The sequence below is a fragment of the Sphingobacterium sp. LRF_L2 genome, assembly GCF_965644235.1.
Lineage (GTDB): Bacteria > Bacteroidota > Bacteroidia > Sphingobacteriales > Sphingobacteriaceae > Sphingobacterium.
The window spans coordinates 235,971-261,687 of the sequence record NZ_CBFFRI010000003.1 but is presented as its reverse complement, the minus strand read 5'-3'; the positions used below and the strand labels follow the sequence as shown (position 1 = coordinate 261,687).

Below are 25,717 nucleotides of genomic sequence, written 5' to 3'. Positions count from 1 at the left end.
TTGCTAAGCAGAATAAGTAACTTTGCAAAAATATGATGGAAGTTTTCAACACACCCAATAAGGTTATCATTACCTGCAACAGGCGTCTGTCTCCATATTTGGAGCAGGAAGTCAAGGATTTAGGATTTCAGATTGTTCGTTCGTTTAACACAGGCGTAGAGATTAAAGCCTCTATCAATGAGTGTATACGATTAAATCTAAACTTACGGGTAGCCAGTCAGGTTTTATATGAAATTAAAGCCTTCAGGGCAAAGGATCCGGCAGAACTTTACCAGCATTTGTTGGCGACGCCTTGGGAAGAAATATTGCCTTTTGATGGCTATTTTTCTGTAACATCCAATGTGCACAATGAAACGATCACGACTCCACTATTTGCCAATGTAAAGGTGAAAGATGCGATTGTAGACCGGATCAAAGATAAGAAAGGCGTACGTCCCAACTCTGGGCCAGAGCTTAATAAAGCCGTTGTTCATTTGCATTGGATGGAAGAACGTGCAGAAATCTTTCTTGATACTTCTGGAGAGACGCTTGCCAAACATGGCTACAGAAAACATCCGGGAAAAGCCCCAATGTTGGAAGCACTAGCGACATCCACAATACTTGCAACAGGCTGGGACGGAAAATCACCTTTCGTGAATCCAATGTGCGGGTCTGGAACGTTGGCTATCGAAGCTGCTCTTATCGCTCAAAAAAGAATGCCGGGGTTACAACGTATGAACTATTCGTTCATGCACTTTATCGGTTACCAAGAAGATGTTTTTTTTGCAGAACGTAAACGTTTAAAGGAGGTTACAGAGAAAACAAATCTGCCGAAGATCATTGCTTCCGACATCGCTGACGAAGCGATTGAAATAGCGAAATTAAATGCCCGCACGGCTGGAGTGGAACATCTAATTGAATTTGAGGTGTGTGATTTTGCTGAAACAACTGTTCCCGAAGATCATGGGGTGATTATGTTCAATCCTGAGTATGGAGAGCGACTAGGTACACATAGTAAATTGGAAGTTACCTATAAACGTATGGGCGATTTCTTAAAGCAGAACTGTAAAGGATACCGAGGCTACATATTTACTGGAAATCCAGATCTTGCAAAGAAAATAGGCCTTCGCGCTTCTCGTCGATTTGAATTTTTTAATGGGAAACTCGACTGTCGTTTATTACAGTATGAGTTATACGATGGGACGAAGGAAAAGTAGTTGCTATGGAGGATAAAATTATACAGGACACGGTTGCTTTTGTTCAAGATAAATTAAAAAATGCGGAATCAGGACACGATTGGTGGCATATCCTTCGTGTGTGGAATAACACCAAATTGATTTTAGAAACGGAATCAGCAGATGCCCTGGTTTGCGAATTAACAGCTTTGCTCCATGATATTGCCGATAGCAAATTTCATCATGGCGACGAAACTATCGGTCCGCGTATTGCTGGTGAATTTCTTTCGACAACAGGACTTGATCCAGAACGTATCGAACATATTCAAAAAATTATTTTGAATATGTCTTTCAAAGCTTCATTGGGTGAGGTGTCCTTCCATTCGAAAGAATTGGAAATTGTGCAAGATGCAGATCGATTGGATGCCATTGGCGCTATTGGAATCGCAAGAGCATTCAATTACGGTGGATTTAAAAACCGTGAACTTTATAATCCTCAGATCCCTGTTGAAGAAAATTTGACAAAGGAAGCCTATAAAAATACACAAGCGCCAACCATCAATCACTTCTATGAGAAACTTCTTCTCCTGCGCGATAGGATGAATACGAACACCGGAAAGCGCATTGCAGCAGGCCGACATCAGTTTATGGAGTCCTTTTTGCAACAATTTTATGGAGAATGGAACGGAGAATATTGATTTAATATTATCTTAATTTGAATTGGCTATATTCGTTGTAGACTACGTTTTTCGTAGTCTACAATGTGATTTTTGCTAATAATTTCGAATAAATATAGTATCAAAAATGAAAAAATCCTTAGTTATCTTGACTGTACTCTCGGCGATTAATTTCACTTCATTTGCACAAACGCAGATGATAGCACACCGTGGGGCATGGAAAAATACAGCAGCGCCGCAAAATTCGATAGCTTCGTTGAATCAAGCAATAGCGCAGAAGGCCTGGGGTAGCGAATTTGATGTTCACCTGACCAAAGATGATGTGCTTGTTGTCAATCACGATGACGAATTTTATGGGCTGGATATCGCAACGTCTACCTATGATGAACTCTTAACAAAAAAACATCCAAACGGAGAATCTATTCCAACGGCAGAAGCTTATCTTAAGGAAGGGTTAAAGCAGCAAGCAACGAAGCTAATTTACGAGTTAAAGACAAATAAGTTAGGTACAGAGCGTACGCTGAAATCGGCAGAAATGGCTGTTGCGCTGGTAAAAAAACTGAAAGCCGATAAACAGGTGGAATATATCGCGTTCAGCTATGATGCGTGTTTGAAACTGAGGGCGCTCGACAAAAAGGCAAAGGTGCATTATCTGAATGGAGATAAGTCTCCGCAAGAACTGAAAGCCGTGAAAATAGATGGCTTGGATTATCATTTATCCGTATATAAAAAGAATCCTAATTGGATTGAAGAAGCTAAAAATTTGAAGCTAAAAACGAACGTTTGGACAGTCAATAAAGCGGATGATATGCAGTATTTTATCGATCAGCACATCGATTATATCACGACGGACGAACCGGAACTACTCCATTCAATCTTAAAGAAATAAAAAGGCTTTTATAGAGCCTTTTAGGTCAATTTAACTTTACTTGATAATAAGCAATGAAGAAAATTACACTATTAAGCTTTTTGTTAATTCTTGGGCTATGCCTACAAGCACAGAAAATAACGGTTGCATCCTTTAATATACGTCTTAAAACAGCCTCCGATACAGGCAATTTATGGGATGATCGAAAGAAAGCATTGACAGATCTTGTTAAATTTCATGAATTTGAAATTTTCGGAATTCAGGAAGGTTTTCACGTCCAAGTTCAGGATATGAAAAAGCTGATGCCCGAATTTGATTATGTTGGCGTAGGAAGAGATGATGGGGCGAAGCTTGGAGAGTACTCGGCCATATTCTTTAATAAGAAGAGGTTTAAAGCTATAAAAAATGGAACTTTTTGGCTTTCTCAAGTAAGCACAGAACAACCAAATAAAGGTTGGGATGCGGTATTGCCCAGAATATGCACTTGGGGTGTATTTGAGGATCTGCAGAATGGGAAGCAATTTATCTTCATGAATACCCACTTTGATCATGTGGGTGTGGAAGCGCGTAGGGAGAGTGCGAAGCTTATTTTACGAAAAGCCAAGGAATTTGCAAAAGGGCTACCCCTGATCTTGACCGGCGACTTTAATGTAGACGAACAAGATGAAGCTTATCGGACACTATCTACAAGTGCTGTGGTACAAGACGCACATGATATGGCAAAAATTGTATACGAACCCAATTCTTCATATAATGGATGGGGGAAAAGCTTAGAACCGAAAAGTCGAATCGATCATATTTTTATCACTAATCCGTTCACAGTAGAGAAATATGGGATCTTGACCGATACGTATATGGGTAAATTTCCGTCTGATCACTTTCCTGTGATGTCTGTGCTTTCGTGGTAATTCCTCTACAGGATTTTTATGTAATCACATTTTGCTTTTAATTTAATGTATTTTTGTAGGGTAAAAAGTCAGATGTAATGAAAAAGACAATCGTAAATACGGCCCTAGTTGCATTATTGTTAGGAGGCGTGTCGCCAACACAAGCACAAGTGTCTTCAAAACTTAAAAGCGTATTAAACAAATTAGGAACAACGAGTAGTGCGCAAAGCTCTACAACAAGTACCACATCCACGACTACCGATGGCACAAGTGTTACGACCACTGAAGCCAGTAGCGCTATAAAGCAAGCTTTAAGTAATGGTTTACAGGCAAGTATCAGTGCTCTGGCTGTAAAAGATGGGTATTTAGGAGACGCTGCCGTAAAAATACTGATGCCTGAGGAAGCGCAAAAGATCGAAAAGACATTACGTGCCGTAGGAATGGGTAGCCTTTGCGATCAATTCATAACAAGTATGAATAGAGCGGCAGAAACCGCTGTAAGCGAAGCCGGTACTGTATTTGTAAGCGCTTTATCTAAAATGACGATAACAGATGCCTACAACATTCTTTTGAGTGGACAGCAAGATGCTGCTACGACATTTTTTAAAACAAGTACAACGACGGAGTTGACCAGTAAATTTAGCCCTGTTATAGAAAATGCTATGGGAACTAATAACGTTTCGAATTACTGGAACCAAGTTACTACAGCCTATAATAAATTACCTCTTTCGAGTAAAGTGGAGACGAATCTGACAGCTTACATTACGAAGAAAGCGATAGATGGCCTTTTCACGAAAGTCGCTGTGCAAGAATTGCAAATCCGGGAGAATTTAGGAGGCTCACGGAGTACAGAATTGTTATCTAAGGTGTTTGGCTGGGTTGACGGTCAGAAATAGACATCATTTCGATATTTTTTAATAAAATGAGTAATTCAATCATTAATACAATCACTGAATTTGGTGTTGCGGAACGCTTCAAGCGTTATGTGCAGGTCGATACAGAGTCGGATCCAAATTCAACAACGTTTCCTTCTACAGAAAAGCAGAAGAACCTGAGCAGGATACTTGTAGAAGAGCTGTTGCAACTTGGCATTCAAGATGCACATCTCGACGAATATGGATATGTGTATGCAACAATTCCTGCAACCTCGGATAAAAAAGTTCCCGTTATCTGTTTCTGTTCGCATGTTGATACATCGCCGGATTGTGCAGGAAAGGATGTTAAACCATTGGTGCATTCGAATTATCAGGGACAAGATCTGATTCTTCCGGACGATAATTCTGTTGTTATCCGATTTTCGGAGCATCCTGATTTGGCGAATCAGATAGGCCACGATATTATAACCGCTAGTGGTACAACTTTATTGGGGGCCGACGATAAGGCGGGGGTTGCAGAGATTATGGAAGCAGCCCAACTCTTTATGAAATATCCCGAAATTAAACATGGCGAAATCAAGATCTTGTTTACACCAGATGAAGAGATCGGTAAAGGCGTTAATCATGTTGACCTTAATAAGCTAGGTGCTGATTTTGGTTATACTATGGATGGAGAAAAGGCAGGTACTATCGAAGACGAGACGTTTTCAGCAGATGCCGTGCAATTGCGTATTCAAGGGATTTCTGTTCATCCAGGTTTTGCAAAAGGAAAGATGCAAAGTGCGTTAAAGGTTGCCGCAGCAATTATTGACGAACTGCCTAAAGATCGCTTATCTCCTGAAACAACAGTCAAGAAGGAAGGGTTTATCCATCCAAACCATATCCAAGGAGGCGTAGATAAAGCAGATATAGACTTTATAATTCGTGATCACGTTACCGAAAATCTACAGAAACATAGTGCAGAACTCCGTAGCATCGTTGATCGTGTTATAGCGCGTTATCCGGGAGTTACTTACGAATTTCGTGAGATTGAGCAATACAGAAATATGAAAGAGGTTTTGGATCAATATCCTGAAATTATGGATATTGGGCTAGAAGCGATCAAAAGAGTCGGATTGAATGCGGAAAGAAGAAGTATTCGAGGAGGCACGGACGGATCTCGTCTTTCATTTATGGGACTTCCTTGTCCTAATGTATTCGCGGGAGGACATGCATTTCATGGTAAAATGGAGTGGGTCAGTCGTCAAGATATGGAGAAAGCGGTAAAGACCATTCTGCACATTGCAACGATCTGGGAAGAAAGAGCATAGATTATTTTACAAACACGTAACTATAAAACAAGCATAATGACAAACGAGGTATTAAAAGCAATACATTATAGAAGAACCGTAAACCAGAACAGTTTCACCGATCAGGATATTGCTAAAGAGGATATCGTGAAGATATTGGAAGCTGCAATAGCGGCACCGACACATAAAAGAACACAACCTTGGCGTTTCGTTGTTTTTCAACACGATGGTTTAAATAGATTAGGTGCGGAGCTTGGACGTATTTATAAAGAGACGACTGCAGCAGAAAAATACAGTGAGGCAGTAGAACAGAACATGAGTAAGAAGGCAACATCTTCCAATGTAGCAATCGCCATCGTTGTCAACTATACAGGCGAGCTTCCAGAATGGGAAGAATTGGCAGCAACAGCTTGTGCGGTTCAAAACATGTGGCTAGCGGCCCATTCTTTACAAATTGGGGGATACTGGGCTTCTCCAGGGCTTATTAACCATCTAGGAAACTTTCTAGGACTTGAAGAGAATCAAAAATGCGTGGGCATTTTTTACTTAGGTCACCACAACAGTGAGCCACGTGAGCCTGTTCGCCTACCGCTAGAAGACAATGTACGCTGGGAAGGATAATTTTTTATCCATCTCCCATTTTTTCATTTCACATCGATGTGTAGGTCGAATTAATGTAGAGCGTGAATGATAAACCACAAAGAACCACCGGTATCTTATGGTTAATGACCATTTTATCGGGGTTCGTTGTGGTTAATAATTACTATAACCAACCTTTGTTGGCGCTAATTGCTCCTGTTTTTTTGCATGAAAAAAAGAAATACGTTAGCTCCAAGTTCATCGAAGTGTCTTTCATGTAGTATCTCGATTACAGATCAATAACGTGCTCAAATCGTATAAAACAAAATATTGGGGCAATCGTTATATAGCATAGTTTAATAGTAAAGTTTTGAAAATCAGCTGTTTTTCATTCGTTACTTCGATCTTATTTTTAGCTTGCAGTAAATTTGATGCCTTCTAATATTATGAATGCTAAATAGGTTAACCACTGACATACTTGCCATAAGGAATTTTTCGCAACAGGTAAATAATAGCAAAGCTACCGATTAGGGTAATGCATGTCGCTACGGGAATCTTCCAGACGGTGGGTAATGGCACTAGGGGGTGTACATAATTTAAAACAAGAATATGGACTAAATAGATGCCAAAGCTATATCCATCTACTAATAACAGCCATTTCGGAAGAGGACGCTGAAAGAGTTTTTTAAATAGAAGAAAAACAACTGCTGCTAATAGGGCATTGTTTAAGCCCAGATATCCATAAAAAGTCGGCATGTACTTGTGGTACTTTAAACTAACGGCATACGTCCCATAGGTATTTGCTGCAGCAATAACCAGAATCATAGCGAGCAACAGCCATACCGGAATTTTCATCTTCTGCGTGGATAAGTAGTAACCTAAGATCAGATATCCAACGTAACCGGAGAAAAAAGTCAGGTCAATTCGTGGAATATAGCTATTTAGATCCTTATTCACGATGAGGAGCGCAATAATCCAACAAAATATAAATAGAAGTAATTCTTTTCTCGAAGCATGTGCCACAATTATTTGTAAGAAGGGGATGGCGATGTATAGACCTATGATCATGTAGAGGAACCACAAGTGCGCGCTAGGCCCCTGTACTATTTTTTGGATGGAAATTTCAACAACACGCCCAGCGGGCAGAACATCGATGTTCGTATAACGGTAAAAGTAATAAACAAGATATACCACCACCCAAAAAAGAAAAGGCCAACAGATACGTGCCATTCTTTTTTTATAAAAAATGACAAAATTTTCTCGCTTTTGAAGTAACAAAGTGCCGGAAATCATGACAAATAAAGGTACACTAAAGCGTGAAAAGCTATTGAGCAGATTCGCATAATGCCAATCTGTTCCCGGACCTGGAAATACATTCAAGTATCCTGTAGACGCATGGATAAGAATAACCAGGAAGGTTGCTAAAATGCGTAACGCACTAATGTAATGTATCGGTTGTGTAGGTGTTGTCATAGGGAATTAATCCTTGCTTTAAGTGCTGTTATAACCTTACGTTAGCACACAAATATCATATAAATTAAGATGTTATACAGCCAGTTTGTCAGTTGTGGTTACTTTTTTCTAGAAAAAGAGGACCGAATCCTATAGCCTCCATGTGTTGGAATAGGAATTGTGCAAAGCTACTAAGTTATATCATAAGGTTTTAAAAAAAATAAGTAAATTGCAGTATGGGATTTGCAACAAAGAAACCAAAACGTTGGGAACTACAGAAGTTGACTTGGACATTTATATCTATTGCGATGTTTATCCCATTTCCTGTACATTTGTTTCCTTTTGTGATGTTATCGCAGGCAAAAAAGAGTAAAATAAGATCCTGGTATATAACAGGTGTTGCGTTACTTTTTGCTGAACTGGGGCTGTTCGCTTCATTTGTTTACTTTTTTGGTGCTATTTCCCAAGGAATGTTGCTCACTATAGGTGGTTTTATTACTTCTTATATCGTTGGCAATGGATTGCTCTTAAATCGAGTAAAACCGTACTTACAAAGGTTGGAACTTTCCGAGATACGCACGTTGTCTTGGATACCGAACGCTTCGTCTAGAAATCGTTTGCAGCAATTACCACAAGCAACTCTTGATACGCCGCAATTATTTGTTGAACGGCTTCTGCATTGGCGAAAGGAAATAGATAACCGGAATATCCATCGAAATATAGATAAGATTATACATCTCTTTCAACTTCTTGAAAAAAATGACAATATGGAAGCGGAGAAGTTTTTGGTTCGTCATGCAACAGTGGTCAATGTGCTGATGAAATATGATGAAATAGAAAATTCCAGACTTGAGAACAATGTGACCTTGGCCTCCAAGCAAAAACTAGAGGAGGTGATAAGCAAGGCGGCTATTGCCATTGAGCAAGAAGTAACCAATCAGTTCAAAGCAGGTATTTTAGATGTTTCAGCGGAAACGGATGTATATATTCAAACATTAAAAAATAGAAATCTTTTAAACGAATAAATTATGGCGAATCTCGATTTAATAACGGACGACAGCCCGAATGATAAGAGCTCCTCGCTGTCTGTCAATTTTACAGAAGAGGAAAAGGCGCAAATCCAGCAATATAAAGATAAGATCAATATGACATCAACAACTGATGTTATACAGTATGGTGTAGGAAGTCAGGCGAAAGTTAGCAATTTTTCCAACGAAATTCTGAAACAAGTTCGTACAAAGGATATGGGGGGAGCTGAGGATATTCTGCTCAACTTACGTTCCGGTATAAAATCGTTTGATGAAAACCTGAATAAGAAGCCTTTGATCCCTTTCTTCGATAATTTGAAAAAGAAATTGCAGCGTATGCGCACAGAATACCAATCTGTTGAGAAGAATATTCATCAAATCGAATTGAAGTTAGAAGGGCATTATAAGACGCTGGGGAAAGATGTGGTTATTTTCGATAAGCTTTTTATAGAAAACCAGAATTATTTTAAAGAACTATCTCTGTATATTGCCGCAGGTGAAGAAAAATTACAAGAGGCACATACCGTAACGTTACCAACCTTAAAAGCGGAGGCGGAGGAGTCTGGTGATCAACATAAGATTCAGACATACAAAGATATGGAGCAGCACGTCGTTCGCTTTGAACGCAAAGTTCATGACTTGAAGCTTACGCGTATGGTTGTTTTACAAACCGCACCCCAGATTCGCCTTATTCAAAACAATAGCTCGGCACTGATGGAGAAGATTCAATCCTCATTAGTTAACACCATACCTTTATGGAAGAATCAGATGGTATTAACACTGGGAATCGCACATTCGCAACGCGCATTAGAAGCACAGAAAGCTGTTACAGATGCTACAAATGAATTATTGCGTCGGAATTCCGAAATGTTAAAGGAGTCAACTATCAGCGTAGCAAAAGAAACCGAACGTGGAATTGTAGATATCGAAACGATAAAAAAAGCAAATCAAGATATTGTTTCTACGATTGAACAAGTGCTCTTGATACAGCGTGAGGGAAGAGAAAAAAGAAAAGTTGTGGAGCAAGAATTGGAACAGGCTGAAAAGGAGTTGAAGAATCATATTTTGAAATCATCAAACGATGATAATAAACTGATCAACTAGATGCTTTAGATATCAAGTTGCAATATACTTGATGGCTTAAGAGCATATAAAAAGGGCGATTTTTACATCGCCCTTTTTATATTTTACTTGCTAGTCTTCCCATCTTCTCTTCGGTATACACGAAATACTTTGGGTTTTTCGTAATACCAGTGGTCGTTGATCATACCTGCTCTCTAGCACCAATGAATCTTTGCTGTGATAGGCTACCCGATACCGAGGCAGGTAAGTGCCAGTTCTGTAACAGCCAGAAGTTTTATATTTTCCGTTCGCTTTTGTATAGATACCCTCGCCGATAAGGCTATCGCCACGAATAACGTAAACGCCACGAGCATACTCCGTCCATTCGCCATTTTGATAACAAGAGTCGGAGATACGTTGAGTTTTCGCCCTTACAGACATTGTCGTGTAAACAGAATCACAAACAAATTTTAATGTATGTAACGTATAATCCATCATTTCAGATTGGTGGGGGATACTATCTTGTACCCACACCCCCTGTAAAAATTCTGCCCCCTCTGTTTGCATTTCCGAATGGCGTACACAGCTGCAAGCGAAAAGGAGCATGCTCATAAAGATGAACATGCTAACTTTACTCATATCTTTTACTACTAGTTGACTAAACACGAATTTATTTTAGGCTTCCAACCATATCCTCAGGTTTCACCCATTCATCAAACTGCTCTGCAGTAACGTAGCCTAATGCAATAGCCGTTTCTTTTAATGTAGAGCCATTCTTATGTGCTGTTTGAGCAATTTCAGCGGCTTTATAATAACCGATTTTAGTGTTCAGTGCAGTAACCAACATCAGCGAGTTATCAACAAGCTCCTTAATACGTGCGTGATTTGGTTCGATACCAATAGCGCAGTGCTCTTCAAAAGAAACACAAGCATCGCCAATTAAACGAGCCGATTGAAGGAAATTTGCGGCCATAAGTGGCTTGAATACATTCAGCTCGTAGTGACCCTGCGTGCCACCAATAGTAATTGCGACATCGTTACCCATAACCTGAGCCGCTACCATTGTTAATGCTTCACATTGAGTAGGGTTTACCTTGCCCGGCATAATAGAAGAACCTGGTTCGTTTTCAGGGATAAGGATTTCTCCAATACCAGAACGAGGTCCAGAGGCCAACATACGAATATCATTGGCGATTTTATTGAGCGCTACAGCCAGTTGCTTTAAGGCTCCATGTGTTTCTACGATGGCATCGTGTGCTGCTAAGGCTTCGAATTTGTTCGGTGCTGTCACAAAAGGCAGACCTGTAAATTTTGCAATGTATTCTGCCACAAGCACGTCATACCCATCCGGCGTATTCAACCCCGTACCTACAGCTGTTCCCCCTAATGCCAATTCAGAAAGGTGTGACAGCGTGTTTTTTAAGGCCTTTAGTCCATGGTTCAATTGCGCCACATATCCAGAAAGCTCTTGTCCTAAAGTAATAGGTGTAGCATCCATCAAGTGCGTACGTCCGATTTTTACTACATCCATAAATTCCGTTGATTTCTTTTGAAGCGTATCTCTCAGCTTCTCCACCCCTGGAATTGTAACATCTATAACTGCTTTATAAGCGGCGATATGCATTCCCGTAGGGAACGTATCATTTGAGGATTGCGATTTGTTTACATCGTCATTCGCTTTTAATACAGGCTCCCCTTCTCCAATTGTGCCACCGGCAAGTACCTGTGCACGGTTTGCTACAACCTCGTTAACATTCATATTCGATTGTGTACCAGAGCCTGTTTGCCAAATTACCAAAGGAAACTGATCATCTAGTTTTCCCTCAAGAATTTCATCACATACAGCAGCAATAGCATTGCGTTTTTCTTCCGATAAAACACCTAAATCATGATTTGCGTAAGCAGCTGCTTTTTTCAAATAAGCAAAGCCTTCGATAATCTCTTTAGGCATAGATGCCGAAGGACCAATCTTAAAATTGTTACGTGAACGTTCTGTCTGTGCTCCCCAATATTTGTCGGAAGGCACCTGAACATCGCCCATCGTGTCTTTTTCTATTCTGAATGACATAGTTTAACGTATTTATTGTTAACAAATTTAAAGAAAAATAATAGAGAAGCGAAGATAAAAGCCTGTTACAGGTACGTGAATTAACAGGATATAACATGCTACATGCCCAAACGTTTGTTTATTCGCTCTTGCATGTGGTGATACAGCTGTTTCGGTTTCAACGTGCGCCATGGAAATTCGTTCAAATCTCCACCAAAATGTATGTAGTAATCTACGCCATGTGCTTTGAATTCCTGAATGACGTGATCTCTAAAATTTAAGGCTACAACCCAACCGTCCGGGCTATCCTCATACCATTCCTCGTAATAGGAGTCGTCCGAGCCGTGGAAATTCAATACGTTTTCACCTATCAGTAAAAACTTAGTAACGCCTTCTGAAATCATCATATCTATTACTTCGCGTTTCAGCAACATGATGTCATTATAAATAGCATCGTTCCACTCTCCGATGAGTTCTATGATCGAAAAGCCCTTGTCATAGTCTACATATAGAATTTTTAGATACAATGTCTGTGAGCCGAAATCATCCCATTGCGGATGGAGAAGAAAATTGTAAATCTGTTTGTCGAATTCAAATTCACTATATTCCACCCCATAAAAAGGAGATTTCTCGTCTTCCGAAGCGATATAATCATCGCGCCAATTGTAGTACGGTTCTATTTCGTGCACAGTATATTTTCTTGTACACCAAACTTAACTAAATTTAGGGGCATATGTAAATAATTATTTTCTCTTGTATTCCTGTGAGTTTTTGCAGTCTGCTGAAATGATTATAGTATCGTCATGAATCCCTTGCACGCGTTTACTTTAACTATAGGAAGTATCGGGTTATTGAGCTTTGGACTTTAAAATCTGATTATTTTAGGATTAAAGCACCGTTGTTTTTTGATGAGATAAGAGTCTGACTTAAAGGGCCAAACCTCCCATAAAATTAATATTACCAAAATATTATGAACAAAACAGCGTTTGACGTGTATTTTAGTCAAATACTTGTTAACTTAACCCTCAAATTATTGAGAAAAGTATTTTAATTTTGCAACCGAAATTCATCCATGCAAAAAGGTACTAAACGGAATATCTTTGTCGCGGCTACATACGCAGCGGTTTTGCTTTTAGGCATACTGCTGGGGCAGAACTATGTCGAAGAACAAGGTAATAAACCAGGAAACAGCTTAGTCCCCATAGGATTGTCCAATAACACGTGGAAGATACAGCAACTGATTGACCTCATCGACAATTCTTATGTAGATAGCGTGAATATTGACTCTGTCCAAAATGGAGCCATCAATCATATTATATCCCATTTAGATCCTTACTCGAGCTATTTAGTACCAAACGAATCACAACGTCAGACTGAAATATTGGAGGGAACATTCGAAGGTATTGGCATGGAGTATTTTAATCTCAATGATACCTTGATGATTGTATCATTGATTAATGGAGGCCCGGCAGAGAAAGCAGGGTTTCGTGTGGGAGACAAACTGATTAAAATTGGAAACCGGACTGTGGCGGGAGTGAATATCTCCAGAGAGCAAGTCGAAAAGTTGATCCGTGGCCGTCGAGGAACTGCCGTGAATGTCCACATCAAACGGGATAATGTTGAACCCACTGATCCTGTTAGTGTTGTAAGGGACCAAGTTACTGTGAGCTCGCTTGATGTGGTGTATATGATTAAACCTGGTATAGGCTATATCAAGGTTCGTCGGTTTGGCATCAACACAGGTGATGAGTTTCGCCAGGCGGTGATTGAGTTAAAAAAACAAGGAGCAAAGAGGCTTGTACTTGATCTGCGCGACAACGGTGGTGGATATTTTCATATGGCCATAAAGATGGCTAGCGAGTTTTTTCAGGATCGTCGGCTTATCGTCTATACAGAAGGAGCACATGAAGAAAAACACGAATATTTTTCTGAAGAAGGAGGGGCATTTACAGACGGAGGGCTCGCAGTCCTCATCAATGAAAATACGGCTTCAGCGAGTGAAATCGTTACGGGGGCAGTCCAAGACTGGGACAGAGGAACGATTATTGGACGTCGGTCCTACGGTAAAGGGATCGTGCAGGAGCAATTTGATTTCTCCGATGGCTCTACGGTCAATCTGAGTATCGCCCGTTATTTTACGCCTTTGGGACGTAGTATTCAAAAGAAATATACCCCGAATTGGTCCAATATGGTCGATTTTAACAACATGTATAAAGGACTCTGGGCTTTAGACACGCTATATGCCCATGGTCGGGCTTATAAAACCATGTCTGGAAAGCAAGTCTATAGTGGTGGTGGAATTATGCCTGACATTATCGTCGCGCAGGATTCCAACGCACTGAATCTCTTCTATCAAGATCTTATACAATATAGTTTCATTGAACAGTTTGTCTACGCTCGTTTTACCAAAAAGCTCCCGGCTTATTCCATTGAGAATTTTCTACAGGGTTACCATTTGCCTGATAACGAATATCACAAGTTCATTGATTTCGTCCGTGCAGAAGGCTTTGTGATTTCAGATCGTAAGAAAAATGACCTTCGCGATGTCATAGAAAGCGATATAGAAGCATTAGTTGGACGCTATTATTTTGGAAGAGAGGCCTATTTTAAGGTAAAAAATAGAAACGATGCATTTGTTAAGCAAGCATTGGAATTTTTAGCATTTCCACCTCAGTAAAAGGACTTGCATCCTAGTGTTTAAGACGGATGTCCGCCCAAACAGGGTAGTGATCCGATAATTTGGCCTTCACAATCTTGTAGCGTTCGATGTCAAAAGTGGGACTGCTGAAGATATAATCAATTTGGAAAATAGGTAGCATTTCATAGTGCGTCACTCCCCAACCTTGACCTCTTTCCCGGAAGGCATTCTTCAGACCTCTTCGAATCAGGTTCACACTATAAGACATCGGCGTATCGTTAAAATCGCCCATGACCATAACGGGGTAACTTGTCGAGTCTATATGATCGCGAAGTGCTTCCGCCTGACGGCTCCGTTGTTCGAAAGCATATTTTAATTTTCGCCCTACCCGTCGCGTCGCATCCTCTTCATCAGCAGTATTGGAGGGGTTTTGTATAAAGGCCTTATCTTCCGTTTGTAACCCAAACGAGCGAAGATGGACATTATATACGCGTATGGTATCTTGTTGACGAACGATATCCGCGAAGATAATCCGGTTAATTCCGTATTCATTTTTGGTAATACTTCCTGAATTGATGATCGGAAACTTGGAAAAAATGACCTGTCCATAACCTTCATGCTCACTTTTCATAGCAGGTTCAAAATAGAAATCTTCAAAACCTGCGTCTGCTTTTATCCGATGTGTCATTTTTTTACTTCCCTTGATTTTGGTGTAAAATTCCTGAAAGCAAAGGATGTCGGGATCGGCATCCTGAATGAGGCTGATCACTTCATTCTTGATGTCCGTTTTTGATCCTTCCTCCATTCCTGTAAACAAATGCGCATTGAAGGTCATTACACGGATACTACTATCCCGATGTTCCGTTTTGTCGTTGGCGCTATGAAAGCCCAGGTGTTGGTTTAATAGATTCCATCCCAAAAGAATGGGCACAATTGTAAAAAGAGCGTAGATACGTCTTCGTATTAACCAGTAAACAACAAAACCAATATTCAACAGCAATATAGGGAGATAGCCCAAACCAAAGAAAGCCAATGGCCAAAACATGGCGGGGTTAATTACCGTCGCTGTATAGCTCAGCAATAGAAATAAAATAGAAATGATATTGCAGAGGAATACCACCTTGCTGAAGAAGCCGAGTTTCTTTTTTAGCATATTTTTCCTGCCCATGATTACCTTTCGCCCTTGCTCGCTTTAAATAGTATTTCCTTTTCTTGGGAGGTCAAGCTGTCGTATCCTCCCACAGAGATTTTGTCTAAGATTGCATCAATTTCTTCCTGATTCGGAAGGTCCGACTGATGCCTGTAGGTATAGGATGCATTCGCCATCTTTCCTTTATGCACTACTTTCAACTTTGATCGTCTTTTTCTCGTAAAAAATAGACTAAAGTCATTGCCTTGTTGTAAGGATCTTATCAAGACAATACCCCAAATTACACAAAATAATACACTTAATCCAGCAACTTTGTTTACCATGGAGACAAAAATGAAAGACAAGGCAATGTAAATGATGGCTATTGTTCGAAGTGATACATTCCCAAAGAGAAATAGCCTCACCTCCGAACGGGGAACAAGCGTAGCAACAGCGGCTACCAAAGCCGAGAGCGCGAATACTGCACTATAAAATAAAGGCGGCGTGGTATTTTGCAATACAGGGATAAAACCCAATGAAAGGTAAACCAGCGCGCCGATAAAAAGGGATGAACTATATAAAAATAAAAACTGCCGTCTATTTAGAAAATTAAGGAAGGTATTACCCATCCAAAATAACCATAGACAATCAAAGAGCAGTGGAAACAAACCGGTATACAGAAAAGAATAACTCAGGATAGACCAGGGTTGCTTTAGAAAAGCCGAAAACGAAGTCGGTAGGCTTAAGTAGTTAATTGTTTGTGTTTCTAGAGGAATATGGATTGCACCAACCTCTTGCAACAGATCAAAAATATGGATAAGTACAAAAATAAAAATCTGTACGGATATGATAAAAGGTATTGGAGAACGCCCTTGGTAGGTATCCCGCAAAAAAGCTTTTAGCACATTTTCTTTCATATTTTATCTATTAATACCCTTTACGAATACCCCACAATTTCATTAGAATAAAAGCAAATAAAGCACCGCCGATGTGGGCTAAATGTGCAATATTGCCACCAGCCTTGGTTAATGTCAAATATACCTCAATGACAATTAACCCGCCAACGAGATATTTCGCTTTGATTGGTATAGGAGGAAACAATAACATCAAACGAATGTTTGGAAAAAGATACGCAAATCCAGCCAAAATACCGAATATAGAGCCGGAAGCACCTAATATGCGAGATCCGTAAACACCCGCAACTGCAGGATCGTTGAGATCTAAAGGAACTCCCATTCTATATGGAAATAGGCTTCCTGTTGCTTGGTATAAGGTAATGGCATCCACCGAGAAGTGCAAGAGTAGGGCTCCTAGGCCACAGATGAGGTAAAAGTTTAGAAAACGTTTTGAATTTAGGGTCTGCTCCAGTATGGGGCCAAATATGACCAACGAAAACATATTGAAAAAGATATGTCCTAAATCGGCGTGCATAAACATGTACGTAATAATCTGCCAAATATAAAAATTGGGCGAATCTGGATAAAACGCAGGCAAATAGAATTCTAAATGGGGGAAAACAGATGAGCCAATGAAAAACAATACATTGGCTATCAAAAGATTTTTTACGACCGGTGTTAGGTTAGAAAAAAGATTGTTCATATTGTGTGTATACCAGACTTTTAATTTTAGTTCTTGTTAAAGCGTTCCAACAGTTCTTGGAGGGTGATCGTTACAACAATAGGCTTGCCATGTATCGAAATACTTGGCGACTCCGTCGCAAAAAGATTGTCGATGAGCTCTGCCATTTCTTGGTTATCTAATGAGGCTCCCGGCTTTATCGCTGCATTTTTAGCCAGACTTCTGGCCAGATTCTCTCGTTTACCAAGCTGCAATGTGTCCTTATTGTTTTTAAAATCCTCCAAAAGTTGTTCCAATATTTTGGTTTCGTTCATGCCGGCGCCAAGGTCTGCAGGAATGCCATCCACAATAAAGGTCGTTTTGCCAAATGGACGGAGCTGAAAACCCAACGTTTGTATTTCCGGAAGTATATCTTCCATTAAGGCAAAATCTGCTGCGCTAAGTTCCACTGTTTGTGGGAACAAACTTTGCTGACTACTCCCTTGGTTGTTCTCCAATTGCGCCATATAGTGTTCAAAGAGAATACGTTCGTGGGCTGCCTGTTGGTCGATCAGCATAAATCCAGAATGTATTTGGGACACTATAAAACGGTTATGCAACTGAAAAAATTGTTTGGTCGCATCTGCCGTTTTCGCAATCTTCGCCACATTGTTCGATACGGCCGGTTCTGCATCTGGAATTAATGGCAGCTGTTCGGCAGTCTCTTGTTCTGTAATCTGGTAGAGTGTGTCCCAATTTTGCGGTATTCCAGCCTTTTTCTCAAACCCTTCGGCATAAGCGGAGGATCTGGATTTTGAATACGATTTGATGTCTTCAAATGGATTGAAATCCGGGTTAAACGAAATCGTTGGGGCCTGAATTTCCTCCAAAGGCTTCGTCGTAATGAGATTTGCGAAACTCGTCTCTTGATCAAAGTCCAACGTTGGCGCAATATTATAACGGCCAATAGAACGCTTTATCGCGGATCGCAAAATAGCATATATGGCCTTATCATCTTCATATTTTATCTCTGTCTTGGTAGGATGAACATTGATATCAATTTTAGCAGGATCAATGTCGATAAACAAGACATACAAAGGGTAAGCTTCTGCAGGTAAGATTTCCTCATAGGCATTCATCACTGCGTGGTTGAGGTAGGGGTCTCGGACAAATCGATTATTTACAAAAAAGAATTGCTCACCTCTTGTTTTCTTTGCATACTCTGGTTTACCAATAAAACCTTTGATGGATATAATGGATGTTTCCTCTTCCACAGGTACCAAGCGTTGGTTGTAGCTGTTGCCAAATAGATGGACAATACGCTGTTTCAACGTTTCCGAAGGTAAGTGGAACAACTCATTGCCATCACTATGCAAGCTAAAGAATATCTCGGGATGAGCAAGTGCAATCCGTTGAAATTCATCGATAATGTGTCGCATCTCTACCGAATTACTTTTCAGAAAATTGCGGCGGGCAGGTATATTGTAAAAAAGGTTTTTAACACTTATGCTTGTGCCGGAAGGCAGAGCCTCGGGTTGTTGGCTCATGACTTTAGAGCTCTCAATGTCTACAACTGTTCCTAACTCGTCTTCTATACGGCGAGTCTTCAACTCTACCTGTGCAATAGCCGCAATCGAAGCCATCGCTTCTCCACGAAAGCCCATGGTGCGTATCGCAAATAAATCTTCCGCTTTGCGTATTTTGGAGGTTGCATGTCGTTCAAAACAAAGACGCGCATCGGTAATACTCATCCCACATCCATTGTCGATGACTTGAATTAAAGATTTTCCCGCATCCTTAACAATAAGTTTGATTTTATCTGCACCAGCATCAATAGCATTCTCAACAAGCTCCTTCACCGCAGAGGCTGGTCGCTGAACGACTTCCCCCGCAGCAATCTGATTGGCTACCGAATCGGGTAATAACTGAATAATATCTGACATACGAGAACAAAGTTACAAAAATGATAGCGAATCTTTATCCTTAGAAAACACTTGAAATTTTTGCCAATTGGCAGAATAGCACACATAAATATTCCCTTTTTCAATTTAAAAATTGCAATTTAGTGGATAGACGAAGATTGAAGTAATTGAAATATGGTTTATTTAATAGCACTTAAAAGAAGTATTTTATTTCCCGTTTTCTTTTTTTTATGCTTTGCGCCGACGCTCTGTTCCTTTGCGCAATACAGCATTTCTAACCTGCCATCTCCAAAGCAAAAAGGACAAGATTACTTTGTGAGTAATCCCGATGCGATCTTATCTGCTGGCACGGAGCATGAATTAAATCAACTTGCAGTTGAGCTGGAGAAAGCTGTAGGTGTCGAATATGCGATAGTTGCAGTTAATGATTTCGAAGGATATGATCTTTTTGAATTTGCTTTGGAACTGTTCAATACATGGGGGGTAGGTAAAAAAGGACAAGATAACGGACTGTTACTACTCATCGCCAAAGATAGACGCGAGTACCGTTTTATCTCCGGCTATCGTGTGGAAGGTCTTCTTCCCGATGTTTATTTACGTCGTATTGGCGACAAATTTTTAGTGCCTAATTTTCGCGCAGGAGACTATGATCAAGGGGTTTTGGAAGCTTCTCAGGCGATAAAACAAGCCTTGCTATCTCCGGATGCTCAGGCGGAATTGGATCGCCTGATGCCAGAATCGATTCCTTTCTTTAGCCTACGCAATACGCACTTGCAAAATTCCCTGCTCGTTATTTTGCTATACATAGTACTCTATTATTGGGTATCTCGTGTCGGCGGGAAGACTTTAGATACGGGCAAGAAAAATAAAAGAAAAAGCAGCGGATGGAGAGGCTGGGGTATTTATACCCTGCTGGGATTCTTAGCTACAGTTTTTTCGGCACTTATTCTTTTTTGGATTTGCGCATTCGCTTTCGATGACCCGGATGCTTTATTTTCCGTTTCGGCTGTTCCTTATGTGTTAGGCATCTGGGGAAGTTATGTGCTTATGTTTAAAATATATGAAGTGCGTGATGCGATTGTGGCGCCCTATAGCGACGAAGAAAACAAACTGCAAGCTCTTCGTCGTTTTCAGTTGCAGACCTTAATTCCTTATATTTTTAGTCCTTTTATGTTCATCGGCTTTTTGTTTTTTCTGCGACGCTGGAAGAATAGCCGCCCGCGTTTTACGCCGCCAGATACCTCTGGAAATTGGGACCGTGTTAATCGGGATGATACAAAGCAAGCCGTTCTTAATAAACTGTTGAGCGAAGGGCAACGAAAAGAAGAAAGTTTAGCGACTAAATTTTATGAAATTTGGATCAATAAACAAACGTCGGAACGGCGAATTTTAGGCTGGGAGGGGAAGCGTAGCCATAGTGTTTGTCCTGCATGCGGGTTTAAAACCTATAAACTTCGTGCGTCGAAAACATTAAAAGTGGCAACTTATACCACGACCGGTATTCGTAAGCGATATAACCAATGTGCTTTTTGTAAGCACGAGGAAGATCTGGGCAATGAAGTTATTCCGGTGAAGAGCCGCAGCTCCAGTAGCGGAGGCTCTGGCGGATCAAGCAGTTCTGGCGGAGGCTCCTCGTCCAGCAGTAGTGGAAGTTTTGGTGGTGGATCTTCAGGTGGAGGAGGAGCTGGTGGGAGATGGTAGTGTTCCATCTCCGCGATTTAGTCAGATCCTCGGATTGCTTGGATAATACCTTCTAAGTTTTCATTGAACTCCAACAGCTGTGCGAACACCTTGTCGTCTTTTTCTAGTCCCCCATGTTTGTTATTCTTCCGGAATATGGATTTAATTTCTTCCCAACGATCCTTTTCGGCGGGGCTGATGACAGCTGCAAGTTCTTTCAGTTTAAGAAGATTGCTCTCTGCGTCAGCGGTAAGGGTCTGCGACTCACTTTCATAATGCGATAAAAGCAATTGTTCTATCTCTTGTTTATTCATCATGGGGACTACCTGAGCGACAAGCTTACTCATATTACGGTAAGAGCCCTGCATTTTAAAGGGAGGTTCCGTTCGATAGTTATCCTGCATGGCTGCACTTTTTATATAATGCTGGTTCACCTTCACCACAACCTGCTGCAGCTGTATAACATGCCTTAATACTGCTTTGAAGTCGTCAATTTCTTGTTTTAAGTAGTTTCCCTCCAAGTCTGGAAGTTGCTCGCTGCCAGACTGCACGTGTTCGATAAGCGCGTAGAAGTCCGGAAAGGATTTACCTGCAATTTTCGCCAATGCGCTGTTTTCGATTGCGGCATTTTCGATCAGACTAAGGTTGAACAGGTCCTCGGTATCGCCAATAACATCGCCCAGGTTGTATACATCGGCACGGTTGGCCAGCATATCGGGTATTTTAAACTTTGCCCCACTTTCGGTATAGGGATTGCCGGCCATAACGATACAAAAACGTTTTCCTCGAAGATCGTAGGTCTTACTTTCCCCATCAAATATACCATCGATCTTTCTTTGCCCGTCCGCTAGGGAGATGAATTTCTGTAGAAATTCTGCACCTAAGTGTTGAATATCGTCTAGATACAGCATCACGTTATCCGCCATTTCAAAAGCCAGGTTGATTTTTTTGAGTTCTTCCCGTTCTCCAGATGTTTTTGCTTCGATCGGATCTATCGAGCTGATATGATGTCCTATTGTTGGGCCGTTTACCTTCACAAAGTGTAGGCCTAGCGTTTTCGCTAGATATTCCATTAACGTGGTTTTTCCATAACCAGGAGGAGAGATCAAGAGAAGCATGCCCATTCTTGCTGTGCGCTTGTTGTCGCCTGCTGCGCCCAATTGTTTGGCGAGATTGTTTCCGATCAGCGGAAAATAGACCTCGTTAATCAGCTTATTACGGACGAAAGACGTAAGCACTTTCGCTTCAAATTCATGCGTTTTTAACTCTTTTTCATAGGTTTTGCTGATTTCTTCCTTGAGTTTTGCCAATGAGGCAAAACGAGGTACATCAATTGTGATAAATTGCTTTAGTTGAGCTGTAAATAGGTGATAGTCAAGGTTGAAATTTTCGTTTATCAACAAAGGATGATTGCCTTTTAATCCCTGTACAGTAATTTGCTCCTGGGCAAAGACCAGATGGAATTTATCATTTGGGAACAGTAAAGCGGCTGCTGTTTCAGGCATGAGGCGCTCTTTTTGCGCTGTCTGTTCTTTCTCGTCGGCAAAGGCATATAGCCAGTTTAGTAGAAGTTCAAAGCGATCGGTTAATGAGAAATCGACGTTATCCCGATCGTGCTCAAAAGCTTTGAATGCTTTTTTCTCCTCTATATGACGGATGAACTCTTGTCTGAAATGATCAGCCTGTTCGTTTAGTGTAAACTCGCCGAATTGGGTGAATGTTTCGAAAAGATAGGCAGAAACGAGGGCCGGGTTTTCTGTTTGATAACAATGCGCCGCACTCCATTGTGTAAATTGTTTCTCTATTTCCAAAACAACAGATTCATGACGTCTGGATTTAGGAAAAGTTTTCAATACAGCATGCGTTGATGCGATTAATTGTTCCAGTCTCGCTCTATTTTCGGGAGACTGTGCATGCCAAAAAAGCTGAGCAGAAGCTCGAATACGCCCTTCATAGCGTAGCAAGCCTAATTTTTCATCCAACTTTTTTAACTCCCCGTAGAGGAGAAGTGCGTCTATATTGTGCACCCCTTTGACATACCCTTCGGCATAGTGCTTCTCTATATACTCCTTAATAAATTGCTCAACATCAAATGTCGAGCTTTCTTTCGATTGGATAAAAGCGAGGTAAGCGAGGTAGGCGCCACGGTAAACGGTTTTATTTTCAGAAATTAATTCTTGTTCCCAAAGATCACTGTAGTTGAGAAGGTCATTATTCTTGACCTTTTGGTAGAAGCTGGTTCCGGTCAAGTGATAAAAAAGTTCATTATTCCTTCGAACTAAAGTGAGGCTTAACGTTTGTTTGTTGACTGTAAAGCGATGCTTGCCAAGTGCAATAATATTTTCACCGTCTACATATAGTTCTGATTTGTCCCGCAATGTACGTAAGGCATCTTCTTGAGATTTTTTTACTAAGTTCTCTAAGTTTTCAGCCTTGGATACATCTTTAAGTTCTGTCAATTCAGAAACCAATTGCCTTACTTTTTCGATCATTAAGTCTGCCGCATAGAAGCTCAAAATTTCCGCTTTGCTTTTAAAGGTTGCAGCCTTATTCTCGATATTTTTTAACACACGTAGTCCTATTTGCTCTAGCGATAAGGCCCGTTTATTGAGTTGTTCAACGAGCTGTTCGCGCCGTGAATTGAAAGCTTTGATAATCTCATCTCTTTTGTCGGCTATTTTTAAAGCAAAATCGTCGAAATCGGCAAACTTGCTTTCTAGTTCTTCCAGCTGAACGAGAATTTTTGTATAGTATTCCTCCACCTTTTCTGCTGAGGATGACAGTTCCAGGTAATTCGTAACCGTCTGTTCAAGTAGGGTGAGTTGTGCTGCAAATTCAGCATTCGCCTCCTTACTTTTTAGGGTATTTAGCTTTCTGGCTAATTGTGCTCGAACCTCATTAAGTAGGGAAAAGATAACGGATATTTTTTCGACAATCTGCGTTGTTTGCGTGGCATCATCGATCTTCAAGCTGTGGAGAATATCGATCAGTAATTCCAACTCGCCGGCAATGGAGAGGTTTGTCTCTTCAATGATCTTCGCATCGAATGCTTTTTGGATAGAGTCAACGTTCTTCTTTTGTTGTTCGACCCGCTCTTCATAGCTGTGTAACGCTTCTGGTCGTAGTAAGAATGTAACCGTCTTGTCTGATAGATCGGCTGAAATACCATTCAATTTCTCCAATAGCAAATCCGAACGAGAATGATCAATATATTTGACATTTTTCAATTCGATAACGTCGCCCAATAAGCGACGGCTGTCAGCAAGTTGATGCACAAGTTGGTCCAATTGATTGACCACTGTGCTGTTGATTTTAAAAAGAAGTTCTTCCAGTTTTTGTTCTGCTGCTTTTATCCTTTCTTCAGCATGCTTGCGTTGAATTTGAACTTTGACAAACTCGTCAATAGCTGTATTGGCGACTTCTTGAATTTGTTTTAGAGGAGCTCCAAGGTTGTGCAGCGCCTCGTCCTGAATCCAGAAATAAGAATCGAGGAGATTACCGGATTTTTTTAGGATATCTTCATAAAGCCCCTCGTAATTATCATCTTTTCCGACAAGTTGAATCACTTCTTGTGCTTCGGCCATAGCCTCCACAATCTGTTTATTCCCGACTTTATACAGCGGATCATTTATTTTTTCCTCGTTTTCCACCAAACGATCCATATACGGTGTTTCCCAGATTTGCACCTGATGATGTCGCGTCGCGTCTGCTTCCGTTCTAAAATAGATCAGGCTTCCATCTTTAAAAATCGTAAAACCATTACAGACTATAGGCGTCTCTACGGCTTGCTGAATGATGTTGTAGGATAGAAGGATATAGGTGTTGCTCTCTGTTTGTGTGAACACGTAAAGAAAGTCCTCCCCATTCGGAGATGCGATTTTCCGTAAAAAAGTCACATCTTCGATTGCTCCATCAAACAATTTATGTGTTCCGTTCTGTAGGTAGTAACCATTGGAGAAAATGAGACCTTGGTTGTCTGGGAGCAAGATCGCCGACTCATTCAGCGATTTTAGATTGATGACTTCCTTGGTACGCTGATTAAAAACATAAGCACGAAAGTCTTCTTGGTAAGGTTTAATTCGGATCGCAATTAGGTTCCCTAAATCTGCATAGTAATATTCAGCATCGTCCAGTTGCTGATCCAAATTGCTTACTTTTTCCGCATAAATACCTTTTCCTGTATCTGTATTATCTTCTACTTTGAAGGTAATGTCGCCATGTAATGCTTCAATGAATACCTTGTCTAAAATAGAAATATGAGGATATTTACCCAGTCGTCGATCCTCTAAGGTAGTTTTGGTCCAATTGAATTCAAATTGTTCCGGGAGCCGAACTTCATGTACGCTGCGGTCGTCTTGATAGTGAAGTTTTCCGTCTTTCAGGAGCCATTTAAAGGCTTTGATGTCAGAAGCCTTCTTGCTCGTCTGAAAGATCATGTAGAGGTAATTCTCTGTCCGTCGGAAGCGAGCGAATATGGAGTCCCGATAATATTTATAGAGATTCTGATAATCGGCAATAAAAGCAGGATCTTGAATGAAGTCAAGCGTCTGGGGAATAAACTGATTGTTTTCAAACCGGTATATGCTAAAAACGTCTTCGAGTTTAATCTCGGTCCGGAGACCAAAATGGACATTGTAGCCGAAAATGCAAATGTTTTCAATGGCTATGATTCCTCGGGCAACACAATTATTTTCCGTGGTGATCCGTTGGTTCGCCTTTAATAAAAAGGCGGTGCTGTTAAAAACTTCCTTACGAGCTTGATTTAAAGCCTGTAGCCGTTGGTTTAACTCTTCTTTTTGCGTTTGAAGACGTTTGCGTATAATTTCGTATGCCCCTTGCTCTAGGCTATCTAGTTGTTCTTGCATGTTACCTG

20 protein-coding genes are annotated in these 25,717 nt (G+C 40.6%); 11 read left to right on the top strand and 9 right to left on the bottom strand.

Annotated features, from left to right (window positions below; translation table 11 throughout):
• Positions 1-35: 35 nt before the first annotated feature.
• The 7 genes from ACSZOX_RS07085 (at position 36) to ACSZOX_RS07055 (ending at position 6,371) form a co-directional block, all read left to right on the top strand.
• Positions 36-1,196: a THUMP domain-containing class I SAM-dependent RNA methyltransferase gene (locus ACSZOX_RS07085; RefSeq protein ID WP_437919506.1), complete on the top strand. Its 1,161-nt coding sequence runs from the start codon at positions 36-38 to the stop codon at positions 1,194-1,196.
• A gap of 5 nt (positions 1,197-1,201) precedes the next feature.
• Positions 1,202-1,852 carry an HD domain-containing protein gene (locus ACSZOX_RS07080; protein WP_437919159.1) on the top strand — a complete coding sequence of 217 codons (651 nt, stop codon included), beginning with the start codon at positions 1,202-1,204 and terminating at the stop codon, positions 1,850-1,852.
• Positions 1,853-1,958: 106 nt separating this feature from the next.
• Complete coding sequence (locus tag ACSZOX_RS07075; protein WP_437919158.1) at positions 1,959-2,720, top strand: glycerophosphodiester phosphodiesterase family protein; 762 nt, start codon at positions 1,959-1,961, stop codon at positions 2,718-2,720.
• 53 nt (positions 2,721-2,773) lie between these two features.
• A complete protein-coding gene (locus ACSZOX_RS07070) occupies positions 2,774-3,607 on the top strand; it encodes an endonuclease/exonuclease/phosphatase family protein (RefSeq protein ID WP_437919157.1) in 834 nt (277 codons plus the stop codon).
• Positions 3,608-3,684: 77 nt separating this feature from the next.
• Positions 3,685-4,482: a DUF4197 domain-containing protein gene (locus ACSZOX_RS07065; protein WP_437919156.1), complete on the top strand. Its 798-nt coding sequence runs from the start codon at positions 3,685-3,687 to the stop codon at positions 4,480-4,482.
• 26 nt (positions 4,483-4,508) lie between these two features.
• Positions 4,509-5,771, top strand: coding sequence for a peptidase T (gene pepT, locus ACSZOX_RS07060; protein ID WP_437919155.1), 1,263 nt, complete (start codon positions 4,509-4,511; stop codon positions 5,769-5,771).
• Between the two features lie 36 nt (positions 5,772-5,807).
• Positions 5,808-6,371 (top strand): nitroreductase family protein, encoded by a 564-nt coding sequence (locus ACSZOX_RS07055; protein ID WP_437919154.1) that lies wholly within the window; start codon positions 5,808-5,810, stop codon positions 6,369-6,371.
• Between the two features lie 420 nt (positions 6,372-6,791).
• Here ACSZOX_RS07055 and ACSZOX_RS07050 read toward each other — a convergent pair whose 3' ends face one another.
• Positions 6,792-7,802, bottom strand: coding sequence for an acyltransferase (locus tag ACSZOX_RS07050; protein WP_437919153.1), 1,011 nt, complete (start codon positions 7,800-7,802; stop codon positions 6,792-6,794).
• A 215-nt stretch (positions 7,803-8,017) separates the two neighbouring features.
• On the opposite strand from ACSZOX_RS07050, the gene ACSZOX_RS07045 reads away from it, so the two are divergent.
• On the top strand, positions 8,018-8,806 hold the full coding sequence (locus tag ACSZOX_RS07045) for a hypothetical protein (RefSeq protein WP_437919152.1): 789 nt from the start codon (positions 8,018-8,020) through the stop codon (positions 8,804-8,806).
• A gap of 3 nt (positions 8,807-8,809) precedes the next feature.
• Positions 8,810-9,913: a toxic anion resistance protein gene (locus ACSZOX_RS07040; RefSeq protein ID WP_437919151.1), complete on the top strand. Its 1,104-nt coding sequence runs from the start codon at positions 8,810-8,812 to the stop codon at positions 9,911-9,913.
• Between the two features lie 90 nt (positions 9,914-10,003).
• Here ACSZOX_RS07040 and ACSZOX_RS07035 read toward each other — a convergent pair whose 3' ends face one another.
• From ACSZOX_RS07035 to ACSZOX_RS07025, 3 genes are all read right to left on the bottom strand, one after another.
• Complete coding sequence (locus ACSZOX_RS07035; RefSeq protein WP_437919150.1) at positions 10,004-10,510, bottom strand: fumarate hydratase; 507 nt, start codon at positions 10,508-10,510, stop codon at positions 10,004-10,006.
• A gap of 31 nt (positions 10,511-10,541) precedes the next feature.
• On the bottom strand, positions 10,542-11,939 hold the full coding sequence (fumC, locus tag ACSZOX_RS07030) for a class II fumarate hydratase (RefSeq protein ID WP_437919149.1): 1,398 nt from the start codon (positions 11,937-11,939) through the stop codon (positions 10,542-10,544).
• 98 nt (positions 11,940-12,037) lie between these two features.
• Positions 12,038-12,607, bottom strand: coding sequence for a hypothetical protein (locus ACSZOX_RS07025; protein WP_437919148.1), 570 nt, complete (start codon positions 12,605-12,607; stop codon positions 12,038-12,040).
• A 383-nt stretch (positions 12,608-12,990) separates the two neighbouring features.
• Between ACSZOX_RS07025 and ACSZOX_RS07020 the strand changes: the two genes are divergently transcribed.
• Entirely contained in the window at positions 12,991-14,595 is a 1,605-nt protein-coding gene (locus tag ACSZOX_RS07020) for a S41 family peptidase (RefSeq protein ID WP_437919147.1), read from the top strand.
• Positions 14,596-14,608: 13 nt separating this feature from the next.
• On the opposite strand, the gene ACSZOX_RS07015 is transcribed toward ACSZOX_RS07020, so the two are convergent.
• Genes ACSZOX_RS07015 through mutL form a run of 4 tightly spaced genes read right to left on the bottom strand, consistent with a single transcriptional unit; the run spans position 14,609 to position 19,185 of the window.
• Complete coding sequence (locus ACSZOX_RS07015) at positions 14,609-15,709, bottom strand: endonuclease/exonuclease/phosphatase family protein (protein WP_437919146.1); 1,101 nt, start codon at positions 15,707-15,709, stop codon at positions 14,609-14,611.
• Between the two features lie 17 nt (positions 15,710-15,726).
• Entirely contained in the window at positions 15,727-16,602 is an 876-nt protein-coding gene (locus tag ACSZOX_RS07010) for a rhomboid family intramembrane serine protease (RefSeq protein ID WP_437919145.1), read from the bottom strand.
• Positions 16,603-16,612: 10 nt separating this feature from the next.
• Positions 16,613-17,284 (bottom strand): rhomboid family intramembrane serine protease, encoded by a 672-nt coding sequence (locus tag ACSZOX_RS07005; RefSeq protein ID WP_437919144.1) that lies wholly within the window; start codon positions 17,282-17,284, stop codon positions 16,613-16,615.
• Positions 17,285-17,310: 26 nt separating this feature from the next.
• Entirely contained in the window at positions 17,311-19,185 is a 1,875-nt protein-coding gene (gene mutL / locus ACSZOX_RS07000; RefSeq protein WP_437919143.1) for a DNA mismatch repair endonuclease MutL, read from the bottom strand.
• A gap of 153 nt (positions 19,186-19,338) precedes the next feature.
• On the opposite strand from mutL, the gene ACSZOX_RS06995 reads away from it, so the two are divergent.
• On the top strand, positions 19,339-20,865 hold the full coding sequence (locus tag ACSZOX_RS06995) for a TPM domain-containing protein (protein WP_437919142.1): 1,527 nt from the start codon (positions 19,339-19,341) through the stop codon (positions 20,863-20,865).
• 17 nt (positions 20,866-20,882) lie between these two features.
• Here ACSZOX_RS06995 and ACSZOX_RS06990 read toward each other — a convergent pair whose 3' ends face one another.
• Positions 20,883-25,709 (bottom strand): DNA repair ATPase, encoded by a 4,827-nt coding sequence (locus ACSZOX_RS06990; RefSeq protein ID WP_437919141.1) that lies wholly within the window; start codon positions 25,707-25,709, stop codon positions 20,883-20,885.
• Positions 25,710-25,717 lie beyond the last annotated feature (8 nt).

Bases quoted from the DNA above. Each gene is read 5' to 3' on its own strand.
- ACSZOX_RS07085 (WP_437919506.1), top strand. From the start codon at position 36: ATGGAAGTTTTCAACACACCCAATAAGGTTATCATTACCTGCAACAGG.
- ACSZOX_RS07080 (WP_437919159.1), top strand. From the start codon at position 1,202: ATGGAGGATAAAATTATACAGGACACGGTTGCTTTTGTTCAAGATAAA.
- ACSZOX_RS07075 (WP_437919158.1), top strand. From the start codon at position 1,959: ATGAAAAAATCCTTAGTTATCTTGACTGTACTCTCGGCGATTAATTTC.
- ACSZOX_RS07070 (WP_437919157.1), top strand. From the start codon at position 2,774: ATGAAGAAAATTACACTATTAAGCTTTTTGTTAATTCTTGGGCTATGC.
- ACSZOX_RS07065 (WP_437919156.1), top strand. From the start codon at position 3,685: ATGAAAAAGACAATCGTAAATACGGCCCTAGTTGCATTATTGTTAGGA.
- pepT (WP_437919155.1), top strand. From the start codon at position 4,509: ATGAGTAATTCAATCATTAATACAATCACTGAATTTGGTGTTGCGGAA.
- ACSZOX_RS07055 (WP_437919154.1), top strand. From the start codon at position 5,808: ATGACAAACGAGGTATTAAAAGCAATACATTATAGAAGAACCGTAAAC.
- ACSZOX_RS07050 (WP_437919153.1), bottom strand. From the start codon at position 7,802: ATGACAACACCTACACAACCGATACATTACATTAGTGCGTTACGCATT.
- ACSZOX_RS07045 (WP_437919152.1), top strand. From the start codon at position 8,018: ATGGGATTTGCAACAAAGAAACCAAAACGTTGGGAACTACAGAAGTTG.
- ACSZOX_RS07040 (WP_437919151.1), top strand. From the start codon at position 8,810: ATGGCGAATCTCGATTTAATAACGGACGACAGCCCGAATGATAAGAGC.
- ACSZOX_RS07035 (WP_437919150.1), bottom strand. From the start codon at position 10,510: ATGAGTAAAGTTAGCATGTTCATCTTTATGAGCATGCTCCTTTTCGCT.
- fumC (WP_437919149.1), bottom strand. From the start codon at position 11,939: ATGTCATTCAGAATAGAAAAAGACACGATGGGCGATGTTCAGGTGCCT.
- ACSZOX_RS07020 (WP_437919147.1), top strand. From the start codon at position 12,991: ATGCAAAAAGGTACTAAACGGAATATCTTTGTCGCGGCTACATACGCA.
- ACSZOX_RS07015 (WP_437919146.1), bottom strand. From the start codon at position 15,709: ATGCTAAAAAAGAAACTCGGCTTCTTCAGCAAGGTGGTATTCCTCTGC.
- ACSZOX_RS07010 (WP_437919145.1), bottom strand. From the start codon at position 16,602: ATGAAAGAAAATGTGCTAAAAGCTTTTTTGCGGGATACCTACCAAGGG.
- ACSZOX_RS07005 (WP_437919144.1), bottom strand. From the start codon at position 17,284: ATGAACAATCTTTTTTCTAACCTAACACCGGTCGTAAAAAATCTTTTG.
- mutL (WP_437919143.1), bottom strand. From the start codon at position 19,185: ATGTCAGATATTATTCAGTTATTACCCGATTCGGTAGCCAATCAGATT.
- ACSZOX_RS06995 (WP_437919142.1), top strand. From the start codon at position 19,339: ATGGTTTATTTAATAGCACTTAAAAGAAGTATTTTATTTCCCGTTTTC.
- ACSZOX_RS06990 (WP_437919141.1), bottom strand. From the start codon at position 25,709: ATGCAAGAACAACTAGATAGCCTAGAGCAAGGGGCATACGAAATTATA.